Annotated in this window: 19 protein-coding genes; 9 read left to right on the top strand and 10 right to left on the bottom strand. The window is 65.5% G+C overall.

What is annotated here, in order from left to right:
• The first annotated feature begins 10 nt into the window (after positions 1 to 10).
• From rmuC to IPM20_03410, 5 genes are all read left to right on the top strand, one after another.
• Positions 11 to 1,282: a DNA recombination protein RmuC gene (gene rmuC, locus IPM20_03430; GenBank protein MBK9130683.1), complete on the top strand. Its 1,272-nt coding sequence runs from the start codon at positions 11 to 13 to the stop codon at positions 1,280 to 1,282.
• Entirely contained in the window at positions 1,282 to 2,181 is a 900-nt protein-coding gene (hpnC, locus tag IPM20_03425) for a squalene synthase HpnC (protein MBK9130682.1), read from the top strand. The genes rmuC and hpnC overlap by 1 nt, the downstream gene beginning before the upstream one ends.
• Before the next feature lie 157 nt (positions 2,182 to 2,338).
• Positions 2,339 to 3,211, top strand: coding sequence for a presqualene diphosphate synthase HpnD (hpnD, locus tag IPM20_03420; protein MBK9130681.1), 873 nt, complete (start codon positions 2,339 to 2,341; stop codon positions 3,209 to 3,211).
• Position 3,212: 1 nt separating this feature from the next.
• Complete coding sequence (locus IPM20_03415) at positions 3,213 to 4,535, top strand: FAD-dependent oxidoreductase (protein MBK9130680.1); 1,323 nt, start codon at positions 3,213 to 3,215, stop codon at positions 4,533 to 4,535.
• A gap of 66 nt (positions 4,536 to 4,601) precedes the next feature.
• Positions 4,602 to 4,919, top strand: coding sequence for a cytochrome c5 family protein (locus IPM20_03410; protein ID MBK9130679.1), 318 nt, complete (start codon positions 4,602 to 4,604; stop codon positions 4,917 to 4,919).
• A 12-nt stretch (positions 4,920 to 4,931) separates the two neighbouring features.
• Here IPM20_03410 and IPM20_03405 read toward each other — a convergent pair whose 3' ends face one another.
• The 3 genes from IPM20_03405 to IPM20_03395 form a co-directional block, all read right to left on the bottom strand.
• Positions 4,932 to 5,447, bottom strand: coding sequence for a GNAT family N-acetyltransferase (locus tag IPM20_03405; GenBank protein MBK9130678.1), 516 nt, complete (start codon positions 5,445 to 5,447; stop codon positions 4,932 to 4,934).
• 218 nt (positions 5,448 to 5,665) lie between these two features.
• Positions 5,666 to 6,814, bottom strand: a complete 1,149-nt coding sequence (locus IPM20_03400; GenBank protein MBK9130677.1) for a hypothetical protein — start codon at positions 6,812 to 6,814, stop codon at positions 5,666 to 5,668.
• Between the two features lie 79 nt (positions 6,815 to 6,893).
• On the bottom strand, positions 6,894 to 8,639 hold the full coding sequence (locus IPM20_03395; GenBank protein MBK9130676.1) for a type II/IV secretion system protein: 1,746 nt from the start codon (positions 8,637 to 8,639) through the stop codon (positions 6,894 to 6,896).
• A 382-nt stretch (positions 8,640 to 9,021) separates the two neighbouring features.
• Between IPM20_03395 and IPM20_03390 the strand changes: the two genes are divergently transcribed.
• The 4 genes from IPM20_03390 to IPM20_03375 all read left to right on the top strand — a co-directional run bounded on the left by IPM20_03390 (position 9,022) and on the right by IPM20_03375 (position 12,406).
• Entirely contained in the window at positions 9,022 to 9,972 is a 951-nt protein-coding gene (locus tag IPM20_03390; protein MBK9130675.1) for a GGDEF domain-containing protein, read from the top strand.
• Positions 9,973 to 10,062: 90 nt separating this feature from the next.
• Entirely contained in the window at positions 10,063 to 10,350 is a 288-nt protein-coding gene (locus IPM20_03385) for a hypothetical protein (GenBank protein MBK9130674.1), read from the top strand.
• A gap of 75 nt (positions 10,351 to 10,425) precedes the next feature.
• Positions 10,426 to 11,502: an agmatine deiminase family protein gene (locus IPM20_03380; protein MBK9130673.1), complete on the top strand. Its 1,077-nt coding sequence runs from the start codon at positions 10,426 to 10,428 to the stop codon at positions 11,500 to 11,502.
• Positions 11,503 to 11,530: 28 nt separating this feature from the next.
• Positions 11,531 to 12,406 (top strand): carbon-nitrogen hydrolase, encoded by an 876-nt coding sequence (locus IPM20_03375; protein MBK9130672.1) that lies wholly within the window; start codon positions 11,531 to 11,533, stop codon positions 12,404 to 12,406.
• A gap of 1,132 nt (positions 12,407 to 13,538) precedes the next feature.
• On the opposite strand, the gene ispF is transcribed toward IPM20_03375, so the two are convergent.
• From ispF to IPM20_03340, 7 genes are all read right to left on the bottom strand, one after another.
• Entirely contained in the window at positions 13,539 to 14,141 is a 603-nt protein-coding gene (gene ispF, locus IPM20_03370; GenBank protein ID MBK9130671.1) for a 2-C-methyl-D-erythritol 2,4-cyclodiphosphate synthase, read from the bottom strand.
• Complete coding sequence (ispD, locus tag IPM20_03365) at positions 14,138 to 14,866, bottom strand: 2-C-methyl-D-erythritol 4-phosphate cytidylyltransferase (protein MBK9130670.1); 729 nt, start codon at positions 14,864 to 14,866, stop codon at positions 14,138 to 14,140. Before ispD ends, ispF begins: the two co-directional genes overlap by 4 nt.
• 9 nt (positions 14,867 to 14,875) lie before the next feature.
• On the bottom strand, positions 14,876 to 15,154 hold the full coding sequence (ftsB, locus tag IPM20_03360; GenBank protein ID MBK9130669.1) for a cell division protein FtsB: 279 nt from the start codon (positions 15,152 to 15,154) through the stop codon (positions 14,876 to 14,878).
• Positions 15,155 to 15,274: 120 nt separating this feature from the next.
• Positions 15,275 to 16,564 (bottom strand): phosphopyruvate hydratase, encoded by a 1,290-nt coding sequence (gene eno / locus IPM20_03355; GenBank protein ID MBK9130668.1) that lies wholly within the window; start codon positions 16,562 to 16,564, stop codon positions 15,275 to 15,277.
• 244 nt (positions 16,565 to 16,808) lie between these two features.
• Positions 16,809 to 17,642: a 3-deoxy-8-phosphooctulonate synthase gene (gene kdsA / locus IPM20_03350; protein MBK9130667.1), complete on the bottom strand. Its 834-nt coding sequence runs from the start codon at positions 17,640 to 17,642 to the stop codon at positions 16,809 to 16,811.
• A 5-nt stretch (positions 17,643 to 17,647) separates the two neighbouring features.
• Entirely contained in the window at positions 17,648 to 19,300 is a 1,653-nt protein-coding gene (locus IPM20_03345) for a CTP synthase (GenBank protein ID MBK9130666.1), read from the bottom strand.
• Between the two features lie 269 nt (positions 19,301 to 19,569).
• Positions 19,570 to 20,454 (bottom strand): DMT family transporter, encoded by an 885-nt coding sequence (locus IPM20_03340; protein ID MBK9130665.1) that lies wholly within the window; start codon positions 20,452 to 20,454, stop codon positions 19,570 to 19,572.
• Positions 20,455 to 20,705 lie beyond the last annotated feature (251 nt).

The following is a 20,705-nucleotide window of genomic DNA, read 5'->3' as shown; positions in this document are numbered from 1 at the left end:
GCGCGCGCGCATGACAGCGGAAGGACTGATCCTCGCGGGCGTCGCGGTCCTTGCCGCCTTCCTCGCCGGCTTCATCCTGGCGCGCCTGCACGCCCAGCGCCGCCAGCTCGCGCTCGAGCTGCGCCTCGCCGAGCTGAACACCACGCTCGAACTCGAACGCCGGTCGGCGCAGGAGAAGCTGCAGGCGCTGGAACAGGCGCGTTCACAACTCGGTGATACCTTCGCGGCGCTTTCGCTGGAAGCGCTGAAGAACAACAATGCCGAATTCCTGCGCCTGGCGCAGGAAAAGCTCAGGCAATTCCACATCCAGGCCGAGGGTGATCTGGCCAAGAAGGAACAGGCGATCGAGCACCTCGTGGCGCCGATCAAGGAACTGCTGGAAAAGACCCGCAGCCAGATCCGCGAGATCGAGCACGAGCGCAAGGAGGCCTACGGTTCGATCAGCAAGCACCTGGAGTCACTGGCCCAGACCCAGCAGCTGCTGCACGGCGAGACGCGCAATCTGGTGCAGGCCCTGCGCCGTCCCGAGGTGCGCGGACAGTGGGGCGAACTGACGCTGCGCCGGCTGGTCGAGCTTGCCGGCATGGTGCAGCATTGCGACTTCTACGAACAGGAGCACACCGGCACCACGGAGGGTGCGATCCGACCCGACATGATCGTGCGCATGCCGGGCGGGCGCGAGATCGTGGTTGACGTGAAGACACCGCTCGACGCCTACCTCAGCGCGGTCGAGGCGGCCGATGACGCGACGCGACGCCAGCACCTGGAACGCCACAGCCGCAAGGTGCGCGAGCGCGTGCAGGAACTGGCCGGCAAGGCCTACTGGAGCCAGTTCAAGCACAGCCCGGACTTCGTCGTGCTGTTCATCCCCGGCGAACACTTCCTGAGCGCCGCGCTCGATCACGATCCGGCCCTGCTCGAGGATGCGCTCGCCCGCAAGGTCATCCTCGCCACGCCGACCAGCCTGGTCGCCCTGCTGCGCGCGATCGCCTTCGGCTGGAACCAGGAGGCCATCACCGAAAACGCCGAACGCATACGCGATCTCGGCGAAGACCTCTACAAGCGCCTCGCCACCTTCGGCGAGCACCTCGACAAGATCGGGCGCCAGCTCAAGGGGAGTGTAGAGACCTACAACAAGGCTGTCGGCTCCTACGAGCGCCAGGTGATGAGCGGCGCGCGCAAGTTCACCGAGCTTGGCATCAGCGGCGCGAAGCCGCTCGACGCACCGGAACAGATCGAGCAGGATGTGCGGCGCATGACTGACGACACACCGGAGGGCTGATGTCCGCCCCGTCCGCCGCGCAGGTGCGCGACGCCTATCACTACTGCCTCGGCCTGGCACGCCGCCATTACGAAAATTTTCCGGTCGCTTCGCTCGCCGTCCCCGCGCGCCTGCGCGGCCCGGTCGCGGCCATCTATGCCTATGCCCGCACGGCGGACGATTTCGCCGACGAGGAGGCGCGCGCGCCCGAGACCCGGATCGCCCTGTTGCGCGACTTTGCGCGTCGCCTGGACGAAATGGCCGCGGGCGACCCGGGCAACGACCCGGTCTTCATCGCGCTGGACGACTGCCGGCGGCGCTTCCGGCTCCCGCTGCCGCTGTTTCACGACCTGCTCGACGCCTTCAGCCAGGACGTGACGCGGAAGCGCTATGAGGATTTCGCCGAGGTGCTGGATTACTGCCGCCGTTCGGCCAATCCCGTCGGCCGGCTGCTGCTGCACCTGTACGGCGAGGCCGAACCCGGCAAGCTCTCCCTCTCCGATGCGATCTGCAGCGCCCTGCAGTTGATCAATTTCCTGCAGGATATCCGTCAGGATTATCACGAACACGGCCGCATCTATCTTCCGCAACAGGATATGCGCGAATGCGGTGTCAGTGAGGATGCGATTGCCGCGGGCCGCACCGATCCCGCGATGCTCCGCCTGGTCGATCTTCAGCTCGACCGCATCCGCGCGCTCCTGGTCACCGGCGCCCCGCTCGGCTGGCAGTTGCGCGGCCGCCTCGGACTCGAACTGCGCATGATTCTGTTCGGTGCCCGCCGCGTGCTCGACCGCCTCGCAAAACAGCGGGAGGATGTCTTCCGCCGGCCGCGGCTGACGCGAATGGACCGGATGGGATTGCTGTGGATGTCCATTACAAAAACAGGACTATCGACTCAGGGCCAGGGACCAGGTCAATAAAAAAACATGTCGCAATCGTAGCCCGGATGCAGCGCAGCGAAATCCGGGATCAGGTCCACGGCCCCCGGATTCCGGCGCTCCGCGCCTGTATTCGGGCGGCATTTTGTTCATCCCTCGGTCCTGTGTTTTCAGCGGGTTTTCCTGTATCTTTTCCGGCATGACCCCGGATCAGTATTGTCAGCAGAAGGCCGCGCGCAGCGGCTCGAGTTTTTACTACGGCTTCCTGTTCCTGCCACCGGATCAGCGGCGCGCGATCATCGCCCTGTACGCCTTCTGCCGCGAGGTGGACGATGTGGTCGACGCGAACCTCGACCCGGCGGTGGCGCGCGCCAAGCTGGCCTGGTGGCGCGAGGAGATCGGGCGCCTGTTCGCGGGCTCGCCGCAACACCCGGTCACGCGCGCCCTCGCCATCCCGATCCAGCGCTTCAACCTGCCGGCCGAGCATTTCCTGGAGGTCATCGACGGCATGGAGATGGACCTCGACCACGATACCTACGAGAGCTTCAAGGATCTCTCGCTGTATTGCCACCGTGTCGCCAGCATGGTCGGCCTGATGTCGGCGGAGATCTTCGGTTATACCGACCGTGCGACCCTGAAATACGCCCACAATCTCGGCACCGCGTTTCAGCTCACCAACATCCTGCGCGATGTGCGCGAGGACAGCCTGCGCGGCCGGGTCTATATCCCGCTCGAGGAGCTGCGCCGCTTCGGGGTGGGTCTCAATGAAATCATGGGAAACCAGACCACCGATCGGATCCGCGCCCTGCTGCGCTTCCAGGCCGACCGCGCCCGCTCCTATTACCGCAAGGCCTTCGAGCTGCTCCCCGCCGCGGATCGCCATGCCCAGCGCGGCGGCCTGGCCATGGCCGCGATCTATCTCGAGACGCTGAAGGAGATCGCCGCCGACGATTACAAGGTCCTCGAGCACCGCATCAGCCTCACCCCCGTGCGCAAGCTGTGGCTGGCCTGGAAGACCGTGCAACAGGAAAAGCGGCAACAGAAAAAACGGTTGGCGGAAACCGCCGACTGACATGACCCGCGTGCTCATCGTCGGGGGCGGGTGGTCCGGCCTTGCCGCCGCCGTGGAACTGTGCCGGCACCAGACCGAGGTCACGCTGATCGAGGCCGCGGGACGCCTCGGCGGCCGCGCCGCCCGCATCCGGCACCGCGGACGCGAGTATGACAGCGGGCAGCACCTGGTGATCGGGGCCTATCACGGCATCCTCGGCCTGCTCGCCGCGATGGGCGTCCCGGAGGATGCCGTGTTCGATCGCCGCCCGTTCGAACTGCGCTCGCTGTCCACCTCGCCTTCCCGCTCATTGCGCCTCAGGCTCGCCGCCCTGCCGGCGCCATTCCATCTGCTCGGCGGGCTGTACGGCGCCGAGGGATTGAGCCGGGCGGACAAATGGGGCGCGCTGAGATTCTGTCTCGCCGCCGCGCGTTCGAGGGATCTGCGCGAAGACTATTCCGTGCAGGAACTGATGTACCGTCACGGACAGTCGCCGCAAGCGGTCGCGCGACTGTGGGAGCCGATCTGCCTCGCGGCGCTCAATACGCCGCTGCACGAGGCCTCGGCAGAAGTGTTCCTGCGTGTGTTGCGCGACGCCTTCGCCTATGACCGCCGCGACAGTGACCTGCTGCTGCCGCGCCGCGGCCTGGCCGACACCTTTCCGGAACCGGCGCGGAAATTCATCGCCGGGCGCGGCGGCCGCGTCCTGCTCAACCGTCGCGCCACCGGGCTCGAGGTCTCGCGCGGCAGGATCACCGGCGTCGTGCTGGCCGACGGCACGCGCCTGGAGGCCGATCACGTCATCCTGGCCCTGCCGCCGTCGGCCTGCCTGCACCTCATCAATGACTGCGCCCCCATGCAGGTGCTGGCGCGACGCCTCGCGGCATTCGAATATTCGCCGATCTGTACCGTGTACCTGCATTATCCCGCCGCGGTCCGGCTCGACTGTCCTATGGTCGGCCTGCACGGCATGCTTGCCCAATGGGCATTCGACCTGGGGGCGAGCGGGGAACCCGGACTGATCGCGGCGGTCATCAGCGGTCCGGGAGAACACATGGACCTGGAACGCGGCGTCCTGCAGCAGCGCGTCGCCGCCGAGTTCGCGGCCTGTTTCCCGCACTGGCCCGCACCGGATGAAATCTTCACCTTGTGCGAGAAACGCGCGACGTTCCTCAGCCGCCAGGGCATCAATGCCCTGCGCCCCGGGGTGGATACGCCGCTGGAAGCCTGCTGGCTGGCCGGCGATGCGGTCGCGACGGGTTATCCCTCGACGCTGGAGGGCGCGGTGCGCAGCGGGTTGGAATGCGCACGCCGGATCATGGCACAATCGGCGCAACCCGCGTAAGGAGCGCTCGCAGGAGCAGATCCATGCGAACAGCAATCATCAGACGATGAACCACAGGAGCCGGCCATGAAACGATCTACTCTATGCATCCTGCTGTCTGGCATCTTCGCCACCGCCGCCGCGGCGCAGCCTGCCGGGTCTTCAGAGATCGGCGCAGATATTTACAGCAAGGCCTGCAAGATGTGTCATGGTCCGGGAATGATGAACGCCCCCCGCCTTGGCGATCGGGACGCGTGGGCACCCCGCATCGCCAGGGGCAAGGACGCATTGCTGGATAGCACCCTGAGCGGTCTCAACCGTATGCCGGCGCGCGGCGGCTGCGCCGCTTGCAGCGACGACGAATTGCGTTCCGCGCTTGAGTACATGCTGGAGCACTCCGAGTAGACGATCCTAGTCTTAGACAAGGATTCTCCGCGGCGAAGCAGATGCGTTTTCCGCGATCAGCCTGCCCATGCGGGTCGCGGCGCTGCCGTCGGGATAGAACCTCGGGATCTCGCGAATCACCTGGTAACCGTAACGCAGGTAACGTTCGTACAGTTCCCGTTTCCCGCGGATCTCCAGAATCATGCAGGGACACTCGTTGGCGACCGCCAGCGCCTCGACGCCCTGAAACAGGCGCGTGCCGACCCCGAGGCCGCGGTATTCGCGCTCGACGGCGTGCGAATAGAACCATGTCAGGCGTTTTGCGCGCAGATAAAATACCGCGGCGTAGCCGATCACACGTCCGGCCGTTTCGGCCACGATCACCTGCGCGCGCGCGCGACCGATCATGTGGTGAAACTCGCTCTCACTGAGCAGGATGTGGCCGTAAATCGCCGGGTCGAAGCAACGTTGCTCGATCTGCGCGAGCGCCCGCGCATCCTGCCGCGTCGCCGACCTGATCCTGATGTCGGATTCTTGCGATGTGCCCATCATCAATCGTATCAATCGTCGCGTTCCGTGTTATGCGGGCTCCGGCCGCACCCCGAAAACCGGTATTAGGATCAAACCGGACGCAGGGGGGAGTCAAGGAGGCGGAAAAAATATTTTTCACACGGACGAATGCCCCTGAATCCAGCCGGAGTCGGTTACGGCAGAGCGCGGAGGTCATCCCCGTGCCGATGGGATTCAGTGATGCTGGACGGGCTTCGCTAGTTCAGGCGGCAGCCGCTGCCGGTGACGGTGTTTCCCAGGCTATCGCTGCCGTTCAGGGTGCCCGCGGTCAGGTCCACAGCGGCGTCAACCCTGACAAGCTGACCCGGGGTGACGGCAATGAGTGTCTGAAATTGACTGTCGTAGACCCCCGACAGGGTCGTCGACTCATCGGAATCGACGCCGTAGGCAACGCCGGTCACGCCGCTGGCCGCATCGATATCGAAGGTATACAGTCCGGCCAGGTCGTTAGTGCCGTTCTTGTAGGTGGCGGTGAAACGATAACGGGCATTGCCCTGGCCTCCGATTCGCTCGCCCTGGAAGGTCCCGTTGAGCGGCTGCGCGAGCGGAATCGTCCAGGAGCCGGTGGCGGTATCCGGATCAGTCAGCCGCCCCATGAAAGTCGTACCGGCGGGCGTGGCCGTGCTGATGAAAAAGGCCTGTTGATCCAGGCTGACGGCGGAACTTCCCTCCAGTTCGAGCATGGCCGGGCTGCCGTTACGGGCGACGAAACCGCGCAACTCGTTCGTTTGCGCGTCGACCATCAGCCCGAGATTGCCTGTATCGCCGCCCGCCAGCGTCCCGCGGAAGGCCCCCGACCGCAGGCATAACAGGGTATTTGTCAGATGATCCCGTGCATCGAGTGCCGTCGGCAGCGAGCGTGAAGAGCAGGTCCAGTTCCGATTGAAATCTTCGCTGACATTGAAAGCGATCGGCTTCCAGATCGACGGCGTGGCCTCCGCGTGCTCACGCAACGCCTGGCTGATCTCGATGCCATTCGAAGGAATCGCGTCCGTGTCCAGCCACAGCAGAAAGCGGACGATGTTCTGCACCGCGGTCGTATTGACTCCGCTGGCCGGAACGAAATCCAGCGGCGTGATCACGGGTTGCCCGGGGGCGGTGCCCACCACCAGATCGCCGATGGAAAACGTGACATCGTTTCCCACTTCGTAGGTGAAACTCCCGTCCGCGCCGGTCTCACCTTCCTCCTGTCCCGACCGATAGCTCAGGCCGGCGACATTGGCGTCCTTGAGGACACCGGTCGCCGTGGTCGCGCTGCCGCCTCCGCCGCTGCCGGTCCCGCAGCCGGCCAGGGTAAATCCGAAGACCAGCGGAACGATCCAGTTATGATGGGACAGGCGCGGCATGAAGAAACTCCTGGTCAAGGCACAGTCCGGGTGCAATGACCCCATTATAAGCGCTAAGGCCTCGTTCCTCCTCCATGCCTCAGGCGCCGGCGACCGCCAGCGCCTCTTCCAGCGAGGTCCTGCCCTCCCGGGCCAGCTGCAGCGCCTGGTCCAGCAGCGAGGTCATGCCCTGTTCCCGGGCAAGTTTGGCCAGCGCAGCGGCCGGAGCGCCGGCGCTGATCAGGGATGCGACCTCAGGCGTGACCGGCAGCACCTCGCAGATCAGCCCGCGGCCGCGGTAGCCGGTGAGATTGCAGCCGGCACAACCGGCGCCGCGGCGGAATCCGGTCCCTCCTTCTCCCGCGCCGGTCTTCGCATATCGCGTCGCGACACTGGCCGTATCCTGCCGGCTGCACTGCGGACAATTCAGGCGGATCAGCCGCTGGGACATCACCCCGAGCAGGATCGAGGCCAGGATGTACGGCTCGACGCCCATGTCGATCAGTCGCGCGACGGTATCGGGAGCACTGTTGGTGTGCAGCGTGCTCATGACCAGGTGGCCGGTGAGCGCGGCCTGGCAGGCGATGGCGGCGGTCTCGCCGTCGCGGATCTCCCCGACCATGATCACATCCGGATCGTGGCGCAGGAAACGGCGCAGCACCTGGGCGAATCCGAGGCCGATCTTTTCCGCGATCTGCACCTGCTCGACATCCTCCATGCCGTATTCCACCGGATCCTCCACGCTCAGGATATGGGCGCCGGTGGCGCGGATCTCGTTCAGCAGCGCGTAGAGCGTGGTCGATTTTCCCGAGCCGGTCGGTCCGGTGACCAGCAGGAGTCCGTGCGGACGCTGCAGGATGCGCAACATCTCACCCGCCTCGTGCTGTGGCAGGCCGAGTCCGGTGAACGGCTTGAGGCCGACCTCCTTGTCGAGGATGCGGATCACGACGCTCTCCCCGTTTACGGTCGGAATCACCGAGATGCGCAGATCGATATCGCGTCCGCCGCGCTGCAACCGGGTATTGCCCTCCTGCGGCAGGCGGCGTTCCGCGATATTCATGTGGCCGATGATCTTGAGCCGGCTCACCAGCGCGGGCAGCAGCGATTTGTGCAGCGAGCGGGAGAACTGCAGGGCGCCGTCGACCCGGTAATAGACACCGACGCGCTCGCGATCCGGCCGAATATTGATGTCGGAGGCGCGCCGCATAATGCCCTGCGCAAGAATTGCGTTCAGCAGACGGACGATGGGTTTGCGCGTCGCCTCGCGCGCGACCGGATCCTCGGGCGTCTCCGTGACCTCGCCGTTGCGCGGCGTTTCCGGGCGCACCACCTCCAGCGCCTCGTCTTCATCAGCCTGCGCATAGCAGCGATTGTGGGCGAGCGCGATATCCTGCGCCGAGGCCAGCACCGGGACCACGCTGGCGCCGGTGTTGAAGCGGATCAGCTCCAGTATGGCGGCGTCGAGCGGGTTCTCCAGCGCGACAATCAGCCGTTCACCGCACTCGGCGAGGGGCAGCACCGTGTGCTGGGCGGCGAATTCGGCCGGCAGTCGCGCCAGCACGGCGGCATCCAGTGGCAGGTGTTCCAGTGTGACGCAGGGGATGCCGAACTTGGCGGCGAGCGCTTCATGGATCTGTCCCGCGCTCAGCAGGCCGCTTTCGATCAGGATGCGCCCGAGGTGTTTGCTGCGCTCCCGGCGCTGCCGGGCCAGGGCCAGTTCCAATTGCGCCGGCTCGATCAGACGGGATTCGAGCAGGATGCGCCCGAGCGGCCGGTCGGGCGGCGGACTGCGCTCCTCCACCAGCCGCAACAATTCCTCCGTTGAATGAAGCAGAGTCTTTTCCATGCGCACCTTCCCTGGCGCCGATGGCGACGTTGACATTCCGTGGACCGTCCCATCATGCGCACGGATGCGTCTATCGGCAAGCCCGGCAAAGCCCGCCTCACGGTAGCGCTCATGCATACGGGAAAAACTCGATTTTCAAATCAACAAATTATTGGCATCTTTGTAGACGTCTGATGAGGAAGACCCGCGCCCGCGCGCCGTATTGTTGGCGGCCACTCACCGCGGGCCTATTTTCTTCGCCGGAAGAGTATGTTAAGAATGACAAAGCTCCTGCTCTAACATTTTAAAATTCAAGAAAGAATTCATCCGGGCTGCCTGTGGCACGGAAGTTGCTGTTTTCTGGGGCAGGATTCATGGCGGGCACTGGGGAAGCGCTCAAGCTATGCCGCAAACGAAAAAACAGAAAGGCAGCGAGCCGGCCTACGAGTTAGGCAACCTGGCCCTGATGTCCAGCGCCATCGAGACTGACACCGGCCTGCCCGAAGGAACCGCGAAGGCCCTGCAGATCGCCGGCATGCTGCAGACCACGCTCGAGTTCGACCAACTGATCCAAGTCTTTTCCCAGCAGATCCACGGCCTGGTCCCCCACGACAGCGTGAGCTATGAGTACCAGCCGCTGCAGATCGCGGTTGCGAACGGCAAACCGGAAAAGCACTCCTGCTCCTACCAGCTGGTGGTGGCGGCACAGACGCTCGGCCAGCTCGTCTTCACGCGCCGAAAGAAGTTCAGCGCCAACGAGACCCATCTGCTCGAACACCTGCTGTGCTGCCTGGTCTATCCGCTGCGCAACGCCATCATGTACCGGCACGCGCTGACCGCGGCGCTGACCGACCCGCTGACCGGTATCAACAACCGCAGCGCCATGAACAGCGCCCTGATCCGCGAAACGGAGCTTGCCCGGCGGCACGGCAATGCACTGTCGCTCATCGCGGCGGACCTCGATCACTTCAAGCAGATCAATGACAGCCACGGCCACCTCGCAGGAGATTACGTCCTCAAGGCCGTGGCGGAAATCTTCACCGATTGCACGCGTCGCACCGATATCCTGTTTCGCTGCGGCGGCGAGGAATTCCTGATTCTGCTCAGCAATACCAACAAGCAGGGCGCGATGCGCCTCGCCGAGCGCATCCGCACCGCGGTCGAAACCAATGAGCTCATCTATGGCGATCACAGGATTCCCGTCACGGTCAGCCTCGGCGTGTCCTGCTACAGCAAGGGCGACAACAGCGAGAGTCTGTTTGAGAAGGCCGACAGCGCGCTCTACGCCGCCAAGGCGGCTGGTCGCAACTGCGTCAAGCATTCAGATTCGCTTGAGTCCACGCGAAATCTGTGACGGGGTTCAGGTCCCCGTACCGAACCCTTAAAGACTTTTCTCCCGCCGCCGCTTCCCTGTGAGCCCGTTACACACTGGAAGCGACCAGCCATGAAACTTCCCGCCCGTCACATGTCCATCGCGCTCGCCACGGCATTGCTGCTGACGGCGACCGCGGCCCGGGCGGCGCCCGCCACGGATCCCGTCGCCGCGCCAGCGCCCGCCCGCGCCACCACCATGGGCACGGTCGAACAGGCCTTCGGCAAACCCGACAAGATCCTGCCCGCGGTCGGCAATCCCCCGATCACGCGCTGGATCTACCCGGACTTTACCGTGTATTTCGAACGTCAGTACGTCATCCACAGCGTCACCGGCGTGTCCAGCCCCGCAACCCCCTGAGCCGGCCCATACCACGGCCGGGAATTTGATGGCATCATATGCGGCTTCCTCCAATGCCGCAGATGAGGCCATACGATGTCCCCTTCGATTCCCGCATGCCCGCGCCGCCTGCCGGCAGAATGGGAGCCCCAGGATGCGGTCATGCTCACCTGGCCGCGCGCGGACAGCGACTGGCGGGACGAGCTGCCGGGCGTAGAACCGGTGTTCGCCGCCATCGCTTCCGCGATCAGTCGCCATCAGCAGCTCATCATCACCTGCCAGGACGAGGGGCACCGGGACCACATCGCCGGAATGCTCGAGCGCGCCCGCGCGCACATGGATGCCACGCAGTTCTTCACCGCCCCGTCGAACGATGTCTGGGTGCGCGACCACGGACCGATCACCCTCATCGAGGACGGCCGGCCGATACTGTGCGACTTCACCTTCAACGGCTGGGGCGGCAAGTTCGAGGCCGGCAACGACAACGAAATCACGCGCCGCCTGCACGCCCAGGGCGCCTTCGGCGACACGCCGCTGCGCCGTTCCGACTTCGTGCTGGAGGGCGGCAGCTTCGACTGCGACGGCCGGGGTACCTTGCTCACCACCACCCAGTGCCTGCTCGCGCCCACGCGCAATCCCGGGTGGTCACGCGCGCGAATCGAGGAATTTCTCCATGCCGAACTCGGCATCGCCCGCGTGCTGTGGCTGGAGCACGGCTGGCTGGCCGGCGACGACACCGACAGCCATGTCGATCAACTGGCGCGCTTCTGTGACGAGCGTACTATCGCCTATGCCTCCTGCGAGGATGCGGCTGACGAACATCATCCCGCGCTGCGGGCGATGGCGGCGGAACTTGCGGCCCTGCGTGATGCCGACGGCCGGCCCTACACACTGGTGCCGCTGCCGTTGCCGCAGCCCAAGCGGGATCGCGACGGGCGTCGCCTGGCGGCGAGCTACGCCAATTTCCTCGTCATCAACGGCGCGGTGCTGGTCCCGGTGTACAGCGATCCCGCCGACCGGATCGCCCTCGACCGCATCGCCGCCTGCTTTCCGGGCCGCGCCATCATCGATATCCCATGCCTGCCGCTGATCTCGCAGAACGGCAGCCTGCACTGTGCTACCATGCAGATTCCCGCCGGGGTGCTGCCAGGCATGCCGGCATCGATCCCGTAACGAACCCGGCCCAATGAGCACGACCGCGATCAAACTCGGACTGGTACAGCAGGCCTGCGGCGCCGACCGCGACGATAACCTCGCGCGCAGCGTGGCCGGCATCCGCGCGGCGGCGGCGCGCGGCGCCGGGCTGGTCCTGCTGCAGGAACTGCATGCCGGACCGTATTTCTGCCAGACCGAGGATCCCGCCGTCTTCGACCTGGCCGAGCCGATCCCGTCGGGTCCGACCTCCCGCGCGCTCGCCGCGCTCGCCGCCGAGCTGCGCATCGTGATCGTCGGCTCGGTGTTCGAGCGCCGCGCCAGCGGGCTCTACCACAACACCGCCGTCGTCTTCGAGCGCGACGGGTCGCTGGCCGGCACCTATCGCAAGATGCACATCCCGGACGATCCCGGCTATTACGAGAAATTCTACTTCACGCCGGGCGACCTCGGCTTCACGCCGATCGACACCTCAGCCGGACGCCTCGGCGTGCTGGTGTGCTGGGACCAGTGGTATCCCGAGGCCGCGCGCCTGATGGCGCTGGCCGGCGCCGAGATCCTGCTCTACCCCACCGCCATCGGCTGGGACCCGCGCGACGAGCAGCCCGAACGCGAACGCCAGCGCGATGCCTGGCGCACCATCCAGCGCGCCCATGCCATCGCCAACGGCATCCCGGTCGCCGCCTGCAACCGCGTCGGCCGCGAGCCCGACCCCTCCGGCCAGTCGAAGGGCATCGAATTCTGGGGCGACAGTTTCATCTGCGGACCGCAGGGCGAGATCCTCGCCGAAGCCGCGGCCGAACCCGAGGTGCTGGTCGTCGAGATCGACCGCGCGCACGGCGAGGCCGTGCGGCGGATGTGGCCCTATCTGCGCGATCGGCGCATCGATGCGTACGGAGATCTGACGCGGAGGTTCAGAGACTAGGCGTGAGGCGTGAGGCGTGAGGCGTGAGGCAACAAGAGCATGATCGCTGCATTTTTCCTGGCAAGTACTTTTTTAAATAGTTTTGTTGGCTTTTCCTCCTCACACCTAACACCTAACGCCTCACGCCTCACTGAACGCACAGTAAGCCTATACAGAAGAAACTACCCAATCATATAACAGGTAACCACCACCATGATCCTGATCCTCTCCCCCAACACCGACCGCAACGGCGCCGAATTCCGCCAGCTGATGACTCATCTGGAACATCTGCGGAACATTCAGGCGCGCATCCATCAGGAGGTCGGCACCAAGCAGACCCTGACCGAGATCTATCTGATCGGCGACACCCTCGCGCTCAACGAGGCGGAGATGGCGGAACTGCCCTGCGTGGAGCGCGTGGTGCGCGTGTCGGAGGAGTACCGCGTGCTCGGACGGCACAAGGGCGACAACCGTCCTACGTCCTTTGAATACAACGGACTGCGCTTCGGCCAGGATACCCTGCACGTGTTCGCCGGCCTGTGCGCCGTCGACAATCCCGAGCACGTCGAGCGCATGATGAAGGCGCTGCAGGAGAACGGCCAGGTGTGCACGCGCATGGGCGCCTACAAGCCGCGCACCAACCCGTATTCCTTCCAGGGCCACGGCAAGAACTGCCTGCCCTATGTGTTCGAGCTGGCGGGCAAGTACGGCATCAAGTGCATCGCCATGGAGGTGACGCACGAGGCGCACATCATGGAGATCAAGGCGGCATTGGAGCAGACCGGAAATCCGACCGGCATCCTGCTGCAGATCGGCACGCGCAACACGCAGAACTTCGAGCTGCTCAAGTTCACCGGGCGCCAGCACGAGTTCCCGGTGCTGCTCAAGCGCGGTTTCGGCATCACGCTGGAGGAATCGCTCAATGCGGCGGAATATCTCGCCAGCGAGGGCAATCGCAAGGTGATCTTCGGCCTGCGCGGCATGAAGACCAACATGGGCGACCCGCACCGCAACTTCGTCGACTTCGCCCACGTGCCGGTCATCAAGCGCCTGACGCGCATGCCGGTGTGCATCGACCCGTCGCACTCGGTCGGCTCGCGCGCCCGCTGCCCGGACGGCATCCTCGACATGCTGCATGTCACCGCCCAGGGCGTCATCGCCGGTGCCAACATGATCCTGGTCGACTTCCACCCCGAGCCGAGCAAGGCCCTGGTCGATGGCCCGCAGGCCCTGCTGTTGAAGGAACTGCCCTATTTCCTCGAAGACGTGCGCATCGCGCGGGAGGCGTACGAGAACCGGGTGAAGCTGGCGCAGACCAACGTTCGGCGCGGCCGGTGAAGCCCATGCCTTCGGTGGTGGTCGCCTTGACGTTGACGCCGTCGATGGGAATGCCGAGGTCGGCGGCGAGGATGGCGGTCATCGACTCGATGTAGGGCGCGAACTTGGGCTTCTGCGCGATCAGGGTGGCGTCGACGTTGACGATGCCGTAGCCGCGCTTGCGGATCTCTTCAAGCACGCGCCGCAGCAGGATCCGGCTGTCGATGCCGGCGTACTCGGCGGCGCTGTCCGGAAAGTGGCGGCCGATGTCGCCGAGCCCCGCGGCGCCGAGCAGGGCGTCGCACAGGGCGTGGATCAGCACGTCGCCATCGGAGTGCGCGAGCATGCCGAGGTCATACGGGATCTCGACCCCGCCGATGATCAGCGGACGGTCCGGCGCGAAACGGTGGGCGTCATAGCCGCAGCCGATACGGATCATTCGGTCTCCTCCCGTTGCCGGCGCAGGAACACCTCGGCCAGCGCGAGGTCCCCCGGCGCGGTGATCTTTATGTTGTCGGCATGACCTTCCACCATGCGCACGGCATGGCCGGCATGCTCCATCGCGCCTGCCTCGTCCGTCACCCGGCGTCCACCGACGACCGCCGCCTCGAGGGCGGTCCGCAACGCATCGAGGCGGAACATCTGCGGCGTCAGCGCGCGCCACACGCCGTCGCGCGTCAGCGTCTCGACCACGTTGCCCTTCGCGTCGACGCGCTTCAGGGTATCGGGGACCGGCACGCCGAGCAGCCCGCCGACCGGATGCTCCTGCAGCATGGCGATCAGGCGGTCAAGATCGGAGCGACGCAGGCAGGGCCGGGCGGCATCGTGCACCAGCACCCAGTCGTGCGGCCGTCCCAGCTCGCTGAGGCGGCGCAGGGCGTTCAATACGGAGTGGTGTCGGTCCGCCCCGCCCGTTACCGTGTGCAGCGGGCAGGTGGCGCTCGGCGCCAGGCGCGCCCAGGCGTCATCGCCGGGCGCCAGCGCCACGACGATGCCGGAAACCAGCGGATGAGTGGAAAACAGCGCCAGGGTATGTTCGATGACGGTGCGGCCGGCGATCTCGAGATATTGCTTGGGAGTGGCGGCGCCCATGCGGTTGCCGGCGCCCGCGGCGGGGATCACCACCCAGTAGGCCGGGCCCTGATCGGCGGCGGCGCCCGTCATGCCGCGCCCTCAGGGTTCCACGGTCTGGAAGAAGGTCTCGCCCTTGCGGATCATGCCGAGTTCGGCGCGCGCGCGCTCCTCCACGGCCGCCGCCCCCTGCTTGAGATCGGCGACCTCGGCCTCGAGGCCTTCGTTACGCTCGCGCAATCCTTCATTTTCCTGTTTCTGGTGCGCGATCTCATAATTGAGGCGCCAGATGTTGGCGATGCCGCCGTCGTGAGACCACAGGCGGATCTGCAGGGCGACCAGCAGGAACAGCAGTACCGCGAGGGTGGCGCGCGAAACCAGACGGCTGTGATTTCCCGCGAACAGGCGCAGATAGAATGGCGTACGCTGGCCCTTGCGCGCCGACCGCGGCGCCGCGCCGCCTCGTCTTCTGGTCAGGGCCCCGGTCGCCAAGTACGTTTCTCACCCCTTGCGGAAGGACCGCAGCGCGCCGCGGCCGGCGTATTTGCCATTGGCGGCCAGCGCCTCCTCGATGCGCACCAGGCGGTTATACTTGGCCACGCGGTCCGAGCGCGACAGCGATCCGGTCTTGATCTGGCCGGCGCTGGTCGCGACCGCCAGGTCGGCGATGAAGGTATCCTCGGTCTCGCCCGAACGGTGCGAGATCACCACGCTGTAGCCGGCGTCCTTGGCCATGCGGATGGCGGCCAGCGACTCGGTCAGGGTGCCGATCTGGTTGACCTTGATCAGGATCGAGTTCGCGATGCCGCGTTCGATGCCTTCCTTGAGGATGTTCGTGTTGGTGACGAAGAGATCGTCGCCGACCAGCTGGACACGGTCGCCAATCTTGCGCGTCAGCAGGTCCCAGCCGTCCCAGTCGTTCTCCGCCATGCCGTCCTCGATGGAGACGATCGGATAACGCGTGGCCCAGTCCTGCAGGTAGGCGGCGAACTCCGGCGAGCTCAGCCGGCGCTCTTCGGATTCGAGGTGGTAGGCGCCGTCCTTGTAGAATTCCGAGCTGGCCGGATCGAGCGCAATGAACACCTCCTCGCCCGCCTTGTAGCCAGCACGCCTGACGGCCTCGAGGATGACCTCGATCGCCTGCTCGTTGGAGGCCAGGCTGGGCGCGAAGCCGCCCTCGTCGCCCACCGCGGTATTGAGCCCGCGCTCGTGCAGCACCTTCTTCAGGGTATGGAACACCTCGGCGCCGATGCGCAACGCCTCGCGGAAATTCGGGGCGCCGACCGGCATGATCATGAATTCCTGCATGTCGAGGCTGTTGTCGGCATGCACGCCGCCGTTGACCACGTTCATCATCGGTACCGGGAGCGTGAAACCGCCCTCGCCTCCCAGGTAACGGTAGAGCGGCTTGCCCGCGGCCTCGGCCGCGGCGCGTGCGTTCGCGAGCGACACCGCGAGGATGGCGTTGGCGCCGAGGCGCGACTTGTTCGGGGTGCCATCGAGTCCGATCATGATGCGGTCGATCGCCGCCTGGTCCATCGCGTCCTTGCCGAGCAGTGCGCCGCGGATCTCCTGGCGGATGTTCTCGACCGCCCGGGTGACGCCCTTGCCGCCGTAGCGGCGCGCGTCGCCGTCGCGCAGTTCGATCGCCTCGCGCGAGCCGGTGGACGCGCCGGACGGGACCGCCGCCGTGCCGCGCGCCCCGGACTCCAGGATCACATCCGCTTCGACGGTGGGATTGCCGCGGGAATCCAGGATCTCGCGCCCGATCACATCAACTATCTTGGCCATCGTGTTCCTTGCTCAAAGCAGGTTGGGTAATAACAGTGGATAAAAATGGGGGCGGGTAAGAAAATGGGGACAGATTTTATCTTTGTGAGATGACCTCCGTTCAGTGAACAGTCTCCGGTCAAAAATTAAATCTGTCCCCATTTCCTGCCATTTTTTTGAGAGCATTCCGTTAAAAATAAATCTGTCCCCATTTTTTAATGGTGCCGGTTTCACGGCGCACAGTTTACGCTTTTCCGGGGGAATTTCAAAAATCGGCTTCGATGAAGCCGGCGCGTTTGACCACCGCGTCCAGGTCGCGCAGGGTGCGCAGGAGTTCCTCCATGCGGCCCAGCGGCCAGGCGTTGGGGCCGTCGCTCAGGGCGCGGTCGGGATCGGGATGGGTCTCCATGAACAGGCCGCTGACCCCCGCCGCCACCGCCGCCCGGGCCAGCACCGGCACGAACTCGCGCTGGCCGCCCGAGGAGGCGCCCCGCCCGCCCGGCTGCTGCACCGAATGGGTGGCGTCGAACACGACCGGGCAGCCGGTCTCGCGCATGACGGCCAGGCCGCGCATGTCGGAGATCAGGGTGTTGTAGCCGAAGGAGACGCCGCGTTCGCACACCAGGATCTGTTCATTGCCGGTCTCGCGCGCCTTCTCCACCACGTTCTTCATGTCCCAGGGGGCGAGGAACTGACCCTTCTTGATGTTGACCGGCTTGCCCTGGCGGGCGACGTTCCGGATGAAGGTGGTCTGGCGGCACAGGAAGGCCGGGGTCTGCAGCACGTCGACCACGGCGGCGACCTCGTCCAGCGGCGTGTCCTCGTGCACGTCGGTCAGCACGGGCACCCCGATGCGGCTCTTCACCTCTTCCAGGATGCGCAGCCCCTCCTCCAGGCCGGGACCGCGGTAGCTCTTGCTGGAGGTGCGGTTGGCCTTGTCGAAAGAGGATTTGTAGATGAACGGGATGCCGACGCGCTGGGTCAGCTCCTTCAGCGCCTGGGCGGTCTCGAGCGCCAGCGCCCGGCTCTCGATCACGCACGGGCCGGCGATGAGAAAGATCGGCCGGTCGATCCCGGCCTCGAAACCGCACAGCTTCATGGCGGTCAGGCCTCCGCCAGCGCGCGCTTCGCGCCCTGCTCGGACAGGACGCGCGCCTGGCGCACGAATCCGCTGAACAGGGGGTGCCCGTCACGCGGGTTGGAGGTGAACTCGGGATGGAACTGGCTGGCCACGAACCAGGGGTGGTCGCGCAGCTCGATCATCTCCACCAGCTGGCCGTCGAGCGAGCGGCCGGCAATGACCAGGCCGGACTGCTGCAAAGCATCGAGGAAGCCGTTGTTGACCTCGTAGCGGTGGCGGTGGCGTTCCGAGATTACGTCCTTGCCGTACAGTTCGCGCGCCCGGGTGCCCGGCACCAGGCGGCACTGCTGGGCGCCGAGGCGCATCGTGCCGCCGAGATCGGAATCCTGCGTGCGGCGCTCGACCTGTCCCTCCGCCGTCGTCCATTCCGTCACCAGGGCGATGACCGGGTACGGCGTGGTGGGATTGAACTCGGTGCTGTGCGCCCCCGCCAGCCCGGCCTTGCTGCGCGCGAATTCGATGACGGCGACCTGCATGCCGAGGCAGATGCCCAGGTACGGGATCTTCTGTTCGCGGGCATAGCCGGCGGCGCGGATCTTGCCCTCGATGCCGCGCTCGCCGAAGCCGCCGGCGACCAGGATCGCGTCCATACCGCGCAGGACGCCGGTTCCGCTGCGCTCGATCTCCTCGGCATCGATGTAGCGTATGCGCACGCGCGTGCGGGTATGGATGCCGGCGTGGATCAGCGCCTCGGACAGCGACTTGTAGGCGTCGGTCAGGTCGGTGTACTTGCCGACCAGCGCGATGGTCACCTCGCCGGTCGGATGTTCCAGCGCCTCGACGATGCGTTCCCAGGAGGACAGATCGGCCTTCGGCACCTCGAGGCGGAACTTCTCCGCTACCAGGTCGTCCAGGCCCTGCTCGTGCAACAGCAGCGGGATCTTGTAGATGCAGTCGACGTCGATCGCGGAGATGACGGCGCGCTCCTGAACGTTGGTGAACAGCGCGATCTTGCGCCGCTCGTCGCGCGGCAGCGGCCGGTCGGCGCGGCACATCAGGATATCGGGCTGGATGCCGATCGACAGCAGTTCCTTCACCGAGTGCTGGGTCGGCTTGGTCTTGATCTCCCCGGCCGCCGGGATGTAGGGCACCAGCGTCAGGTGCATGTACAGGGCGTTCTCGTGGCCGAGCTCGACACCGAGCTGTCGGATCGCCTCCAGGAACGGCAGCGACTCGATGTCGCCGACCGTGCCGCCGATCTCGACCAGGGCGATGTCGGCGTCGCCGGCGCCGGCGCGGATGCAGCGCTTGATCTCATCGGTGATGTGCGGGATCACCTGCACCGTGGCGCCCAGATAATCGCCGCGGCGTTCCTTGGCGATCACGCTGGCGTAGATGCGCCCGGTGGTGTAGTTGTTGCTCTTCGACATGCGCGCATGGACGAAGCGCTCATAGTGGCCGAGATCGAGGTCGGTCTCGGCGCCATCGTCGGTGACGAATACCTCGCCGTGCTGAAACGGGCTCATGGTGCCCGGATCGACGTTGATGTAGGGGTCGAGCTTGATCAGGGTGACCTTCAGACCGCGCGCTTCGAGGATGGTGCCGAGGGAGGCCGACGCGATTCCCTTGCCCAGGGATGACACCACGCCGCCGGTAACAAAGATGAATTTGGTCATGCAGGCCTGTTCGATCGCGCTCCGTTCAAGAATGCTGACACGTTACCAGAATGCCCCTGATACCTCAATCAATCTAAGGCCGGGGACAGATTTCAAATCTGTCCCCGCTCAAGGCCACGGGTCAGGCGGGAAATCCCCGCTCAAGACCGCGGGATGGGCTGGGCAGTCGGTGAAACAACGCGCAGTCCGACCGCCGCAGATCCCCCGCGGCGCGGCAATTCAGGGGCTTTCTCGATTCCTCCCGCACCCCCATGTCTCCACTGGGATAATTAATGAGAACTTCGCATCTGGGCGCGCGCGGCGAACCAGCCGGCGAGCAGGATCAGGGCGCCGCCCGCCCACTCCTGGGGCTTGACGATCTCATCCGTCAGCCATTGCGCCGAGGCCGCGCCGACCACCAGTTCGAACAGCAGCACCACCGCCGCGCGATGCGCCGGCATATGCGTCATGCCGTACACCACGGCGAGTGTCATGGCCGCCATGCCGAAGGCGCCGAGCGCGATCGCGCCGCCGATGATCCCGCTACTCACCGGGGGGAACGCAACGCCGTCCAGAGCGATCCAGCCGGCCGCGAGCAGGACCACCCCCGCCCAGGCAATCGTGGTCTTGCTCCATAGCGGGACATCCTGCAGCCGGCGCACGACCACGTTGTTGAGCGCGAAGGCCATGCCGGAGGTGATGGCCAGCCAGTCGGCGCCGCTGCGCGGCCAGGGCGCCCCGGTCGATGCGTCCCACAGCATCACCACGGCGCCGATCATCGCCACCGCCAGGGTCAGCCGCGCCGCCGGCGACGGCGTCTCCTTCAGTATCAGCCACCCCAGCAGCACGGTCCACAGCGGTGACAGGTAGAACAACAGCAACACGCGCACCACGTTGCCCTCGAGCACGGCGAGGATGAAGGCCACGTTGCACCATCCGCTGGAGAGCAGCAGCCACAGTATCCACAGGCTCCACCGCGGCCGCTCACGCCGCAGCGCCAGAACGACCAGCCCGATGGCGAGCGCCGTGCCGTAGATGATCAGGGTGGACCACAGCCCGACCAGGCCGCGCGCCTCGAGTTCCCGCAGCGGAAACCACGACACCCCCCAGAAGGCGGCGCCGAACAACAGGGCGGCAAGCGGCAGCATGGCGGCCACGACGGGTTTGGATGGCATGGATGCTTGTCTTATACTGTGCGACTTCGATTCAGCCAGGCCCTTCCGGGCCGAAAGGCCGCCATCTTACCGCAACGGGCAGGCTCGTGCTTTGAGTGTCCAGTGCTCGGCCTATTAATATGACGGGATGCAAAGAAGGCGGCCAAAAAATGGGGACAGATTTTATTTTTGAAGATGTGCCCCGTGTAAAATGCGGAATCCCGAGCAAAAATTAAATCTGTCCCCATTTTTAACTCGGCCATAATAAATCG

The sequence above is a fragment of the Gammaproteobacteria bacterium genome, from assembly GCA_016716465.1.
Lineage (GTDB): Bacteria > Pseudomonadota > Gammaproteobacteria > SZUA-140 > SZUA-140 > JADJWH01.
Note: the sequence above shows the minus strand (reverse complement) of the source record. Positions and strands in the feature narration are given on the sequence as shown.

Bases quoted from the DNA above. Each gene is read 5' to 3' on its own strand.
- eno (MBK9130668.1), bottom strand. From the start codon at position 16,564: ATGGCCAAGATAGTTGATGTGATCGGGCGCGAGATCCTGGATTCCCGC.
- IPM20_03345 (MBK9130666.1), bottom strand. From the start codon at position 19,300: ATGACCAAATTCATCTTTGTTACCGGCGGCGTGGTGTCATCCCTGGGC.
- IPM20_03385 (MBK9130674.1), top strand. From the start codon at position 10,063: ATGAAACTTCCCGCCCGTCACATGTCCATCGCGCTCGCCACGGCATTG.
- IPM20_03415 (MBK9130680.1), top strand. From the start codon at position 3,213: ATGACCCGCGTGCTCATCGTCGGGGGCGGGTGGTCCGGCCTTGCCGCC.
- IPM20_03390 (MBK9130675.1), top strand. From the start codon at position 9,022: ATGCCGCAAACGAAAAAACAGAAAGGCAGCGAGCCGGCCTACGAGTTA.
- IPM20_03400 (MBK9130677.1), bottom strand. From the start codon at position 6,814: ATGCCGCGCCTGTCCCATCATAACTGGATCGTTCCGCTGGTCTTCGGA.
- IPM20_03380 (MBK9130673.1), top strand. From the start codon at position 10,426: ATGTCCCCTTCGATTCCCGCATGCCCGCGCCGCCTGCCGGCAGAATGG.
- ispD (MBK9130670.1), bottom strand. From the start codon at position 14,866: ATGACGGGCGCCGCCGCCGATCAGGGCCCGGCCTACTGGGTGGTGATC.
- IPM20_03410 (MBK9130679.1), top strand. From the start codon at position 4,602: ATGAAACGATCTACTCTATGCATCCTGCTGTCTGGCATCTTCGCCACC.
- IPM20_03405 (MBK9130678.1), bottom strand. From the start codon at position 5,447: ATGGGCACATCGCAAGAATCCGACATCAGGATCAGGTCGGCGACGCGG.
- IPM20_03395 (MBK9130676.1), bottom strand. From the start codon at position 8,639: ATGGAAAAGACTCTGCTTCATTCAACGGAGGAATTGTTGCGGCTGGTG.
- IPM20_03340 (MBK9130665.1), bottom strand. From the start codon at position 20,454: ATGCCATCCAAACCCGTCGTGGCCGCCATGCTGCCGCTTGCCGCCCTG.
- hpnC (MBK9130682.1), top strand. From the start codon at position 1,282: ATGTCCGCCCCGTCCGCCGCGCAGGTGCGCGACGCCTATCACTACTGC.
- rmuC (MBK9130683.1), top strand. From the start codon at position 11: ATGACAGCGGAAGGACTGATCCTCGCGGGCGTCGCGGTCCTTGCCGCC.
- kdsA (MBK9130667.1), bottom strand. From the start codon at position 17,642: ATGAAGCTGTGCGGTTTCGAGGCCGGGATCGACCGGCCGATCTTTCTC.
- hpnD (MBK9130681.1), top strand. From the start codon at position 2,339: ATGACCCCGGATCAGTATTGTCAGCAGAAGGCCGCGCGCAGCGGCTCG.
- ispF (MBK9130671.1), bottom strand. From the start codon at position 14,141: ATGATCCGTATCGGCTGCGGCTATGACGCCCACCGTTTCGCGCCGGAC.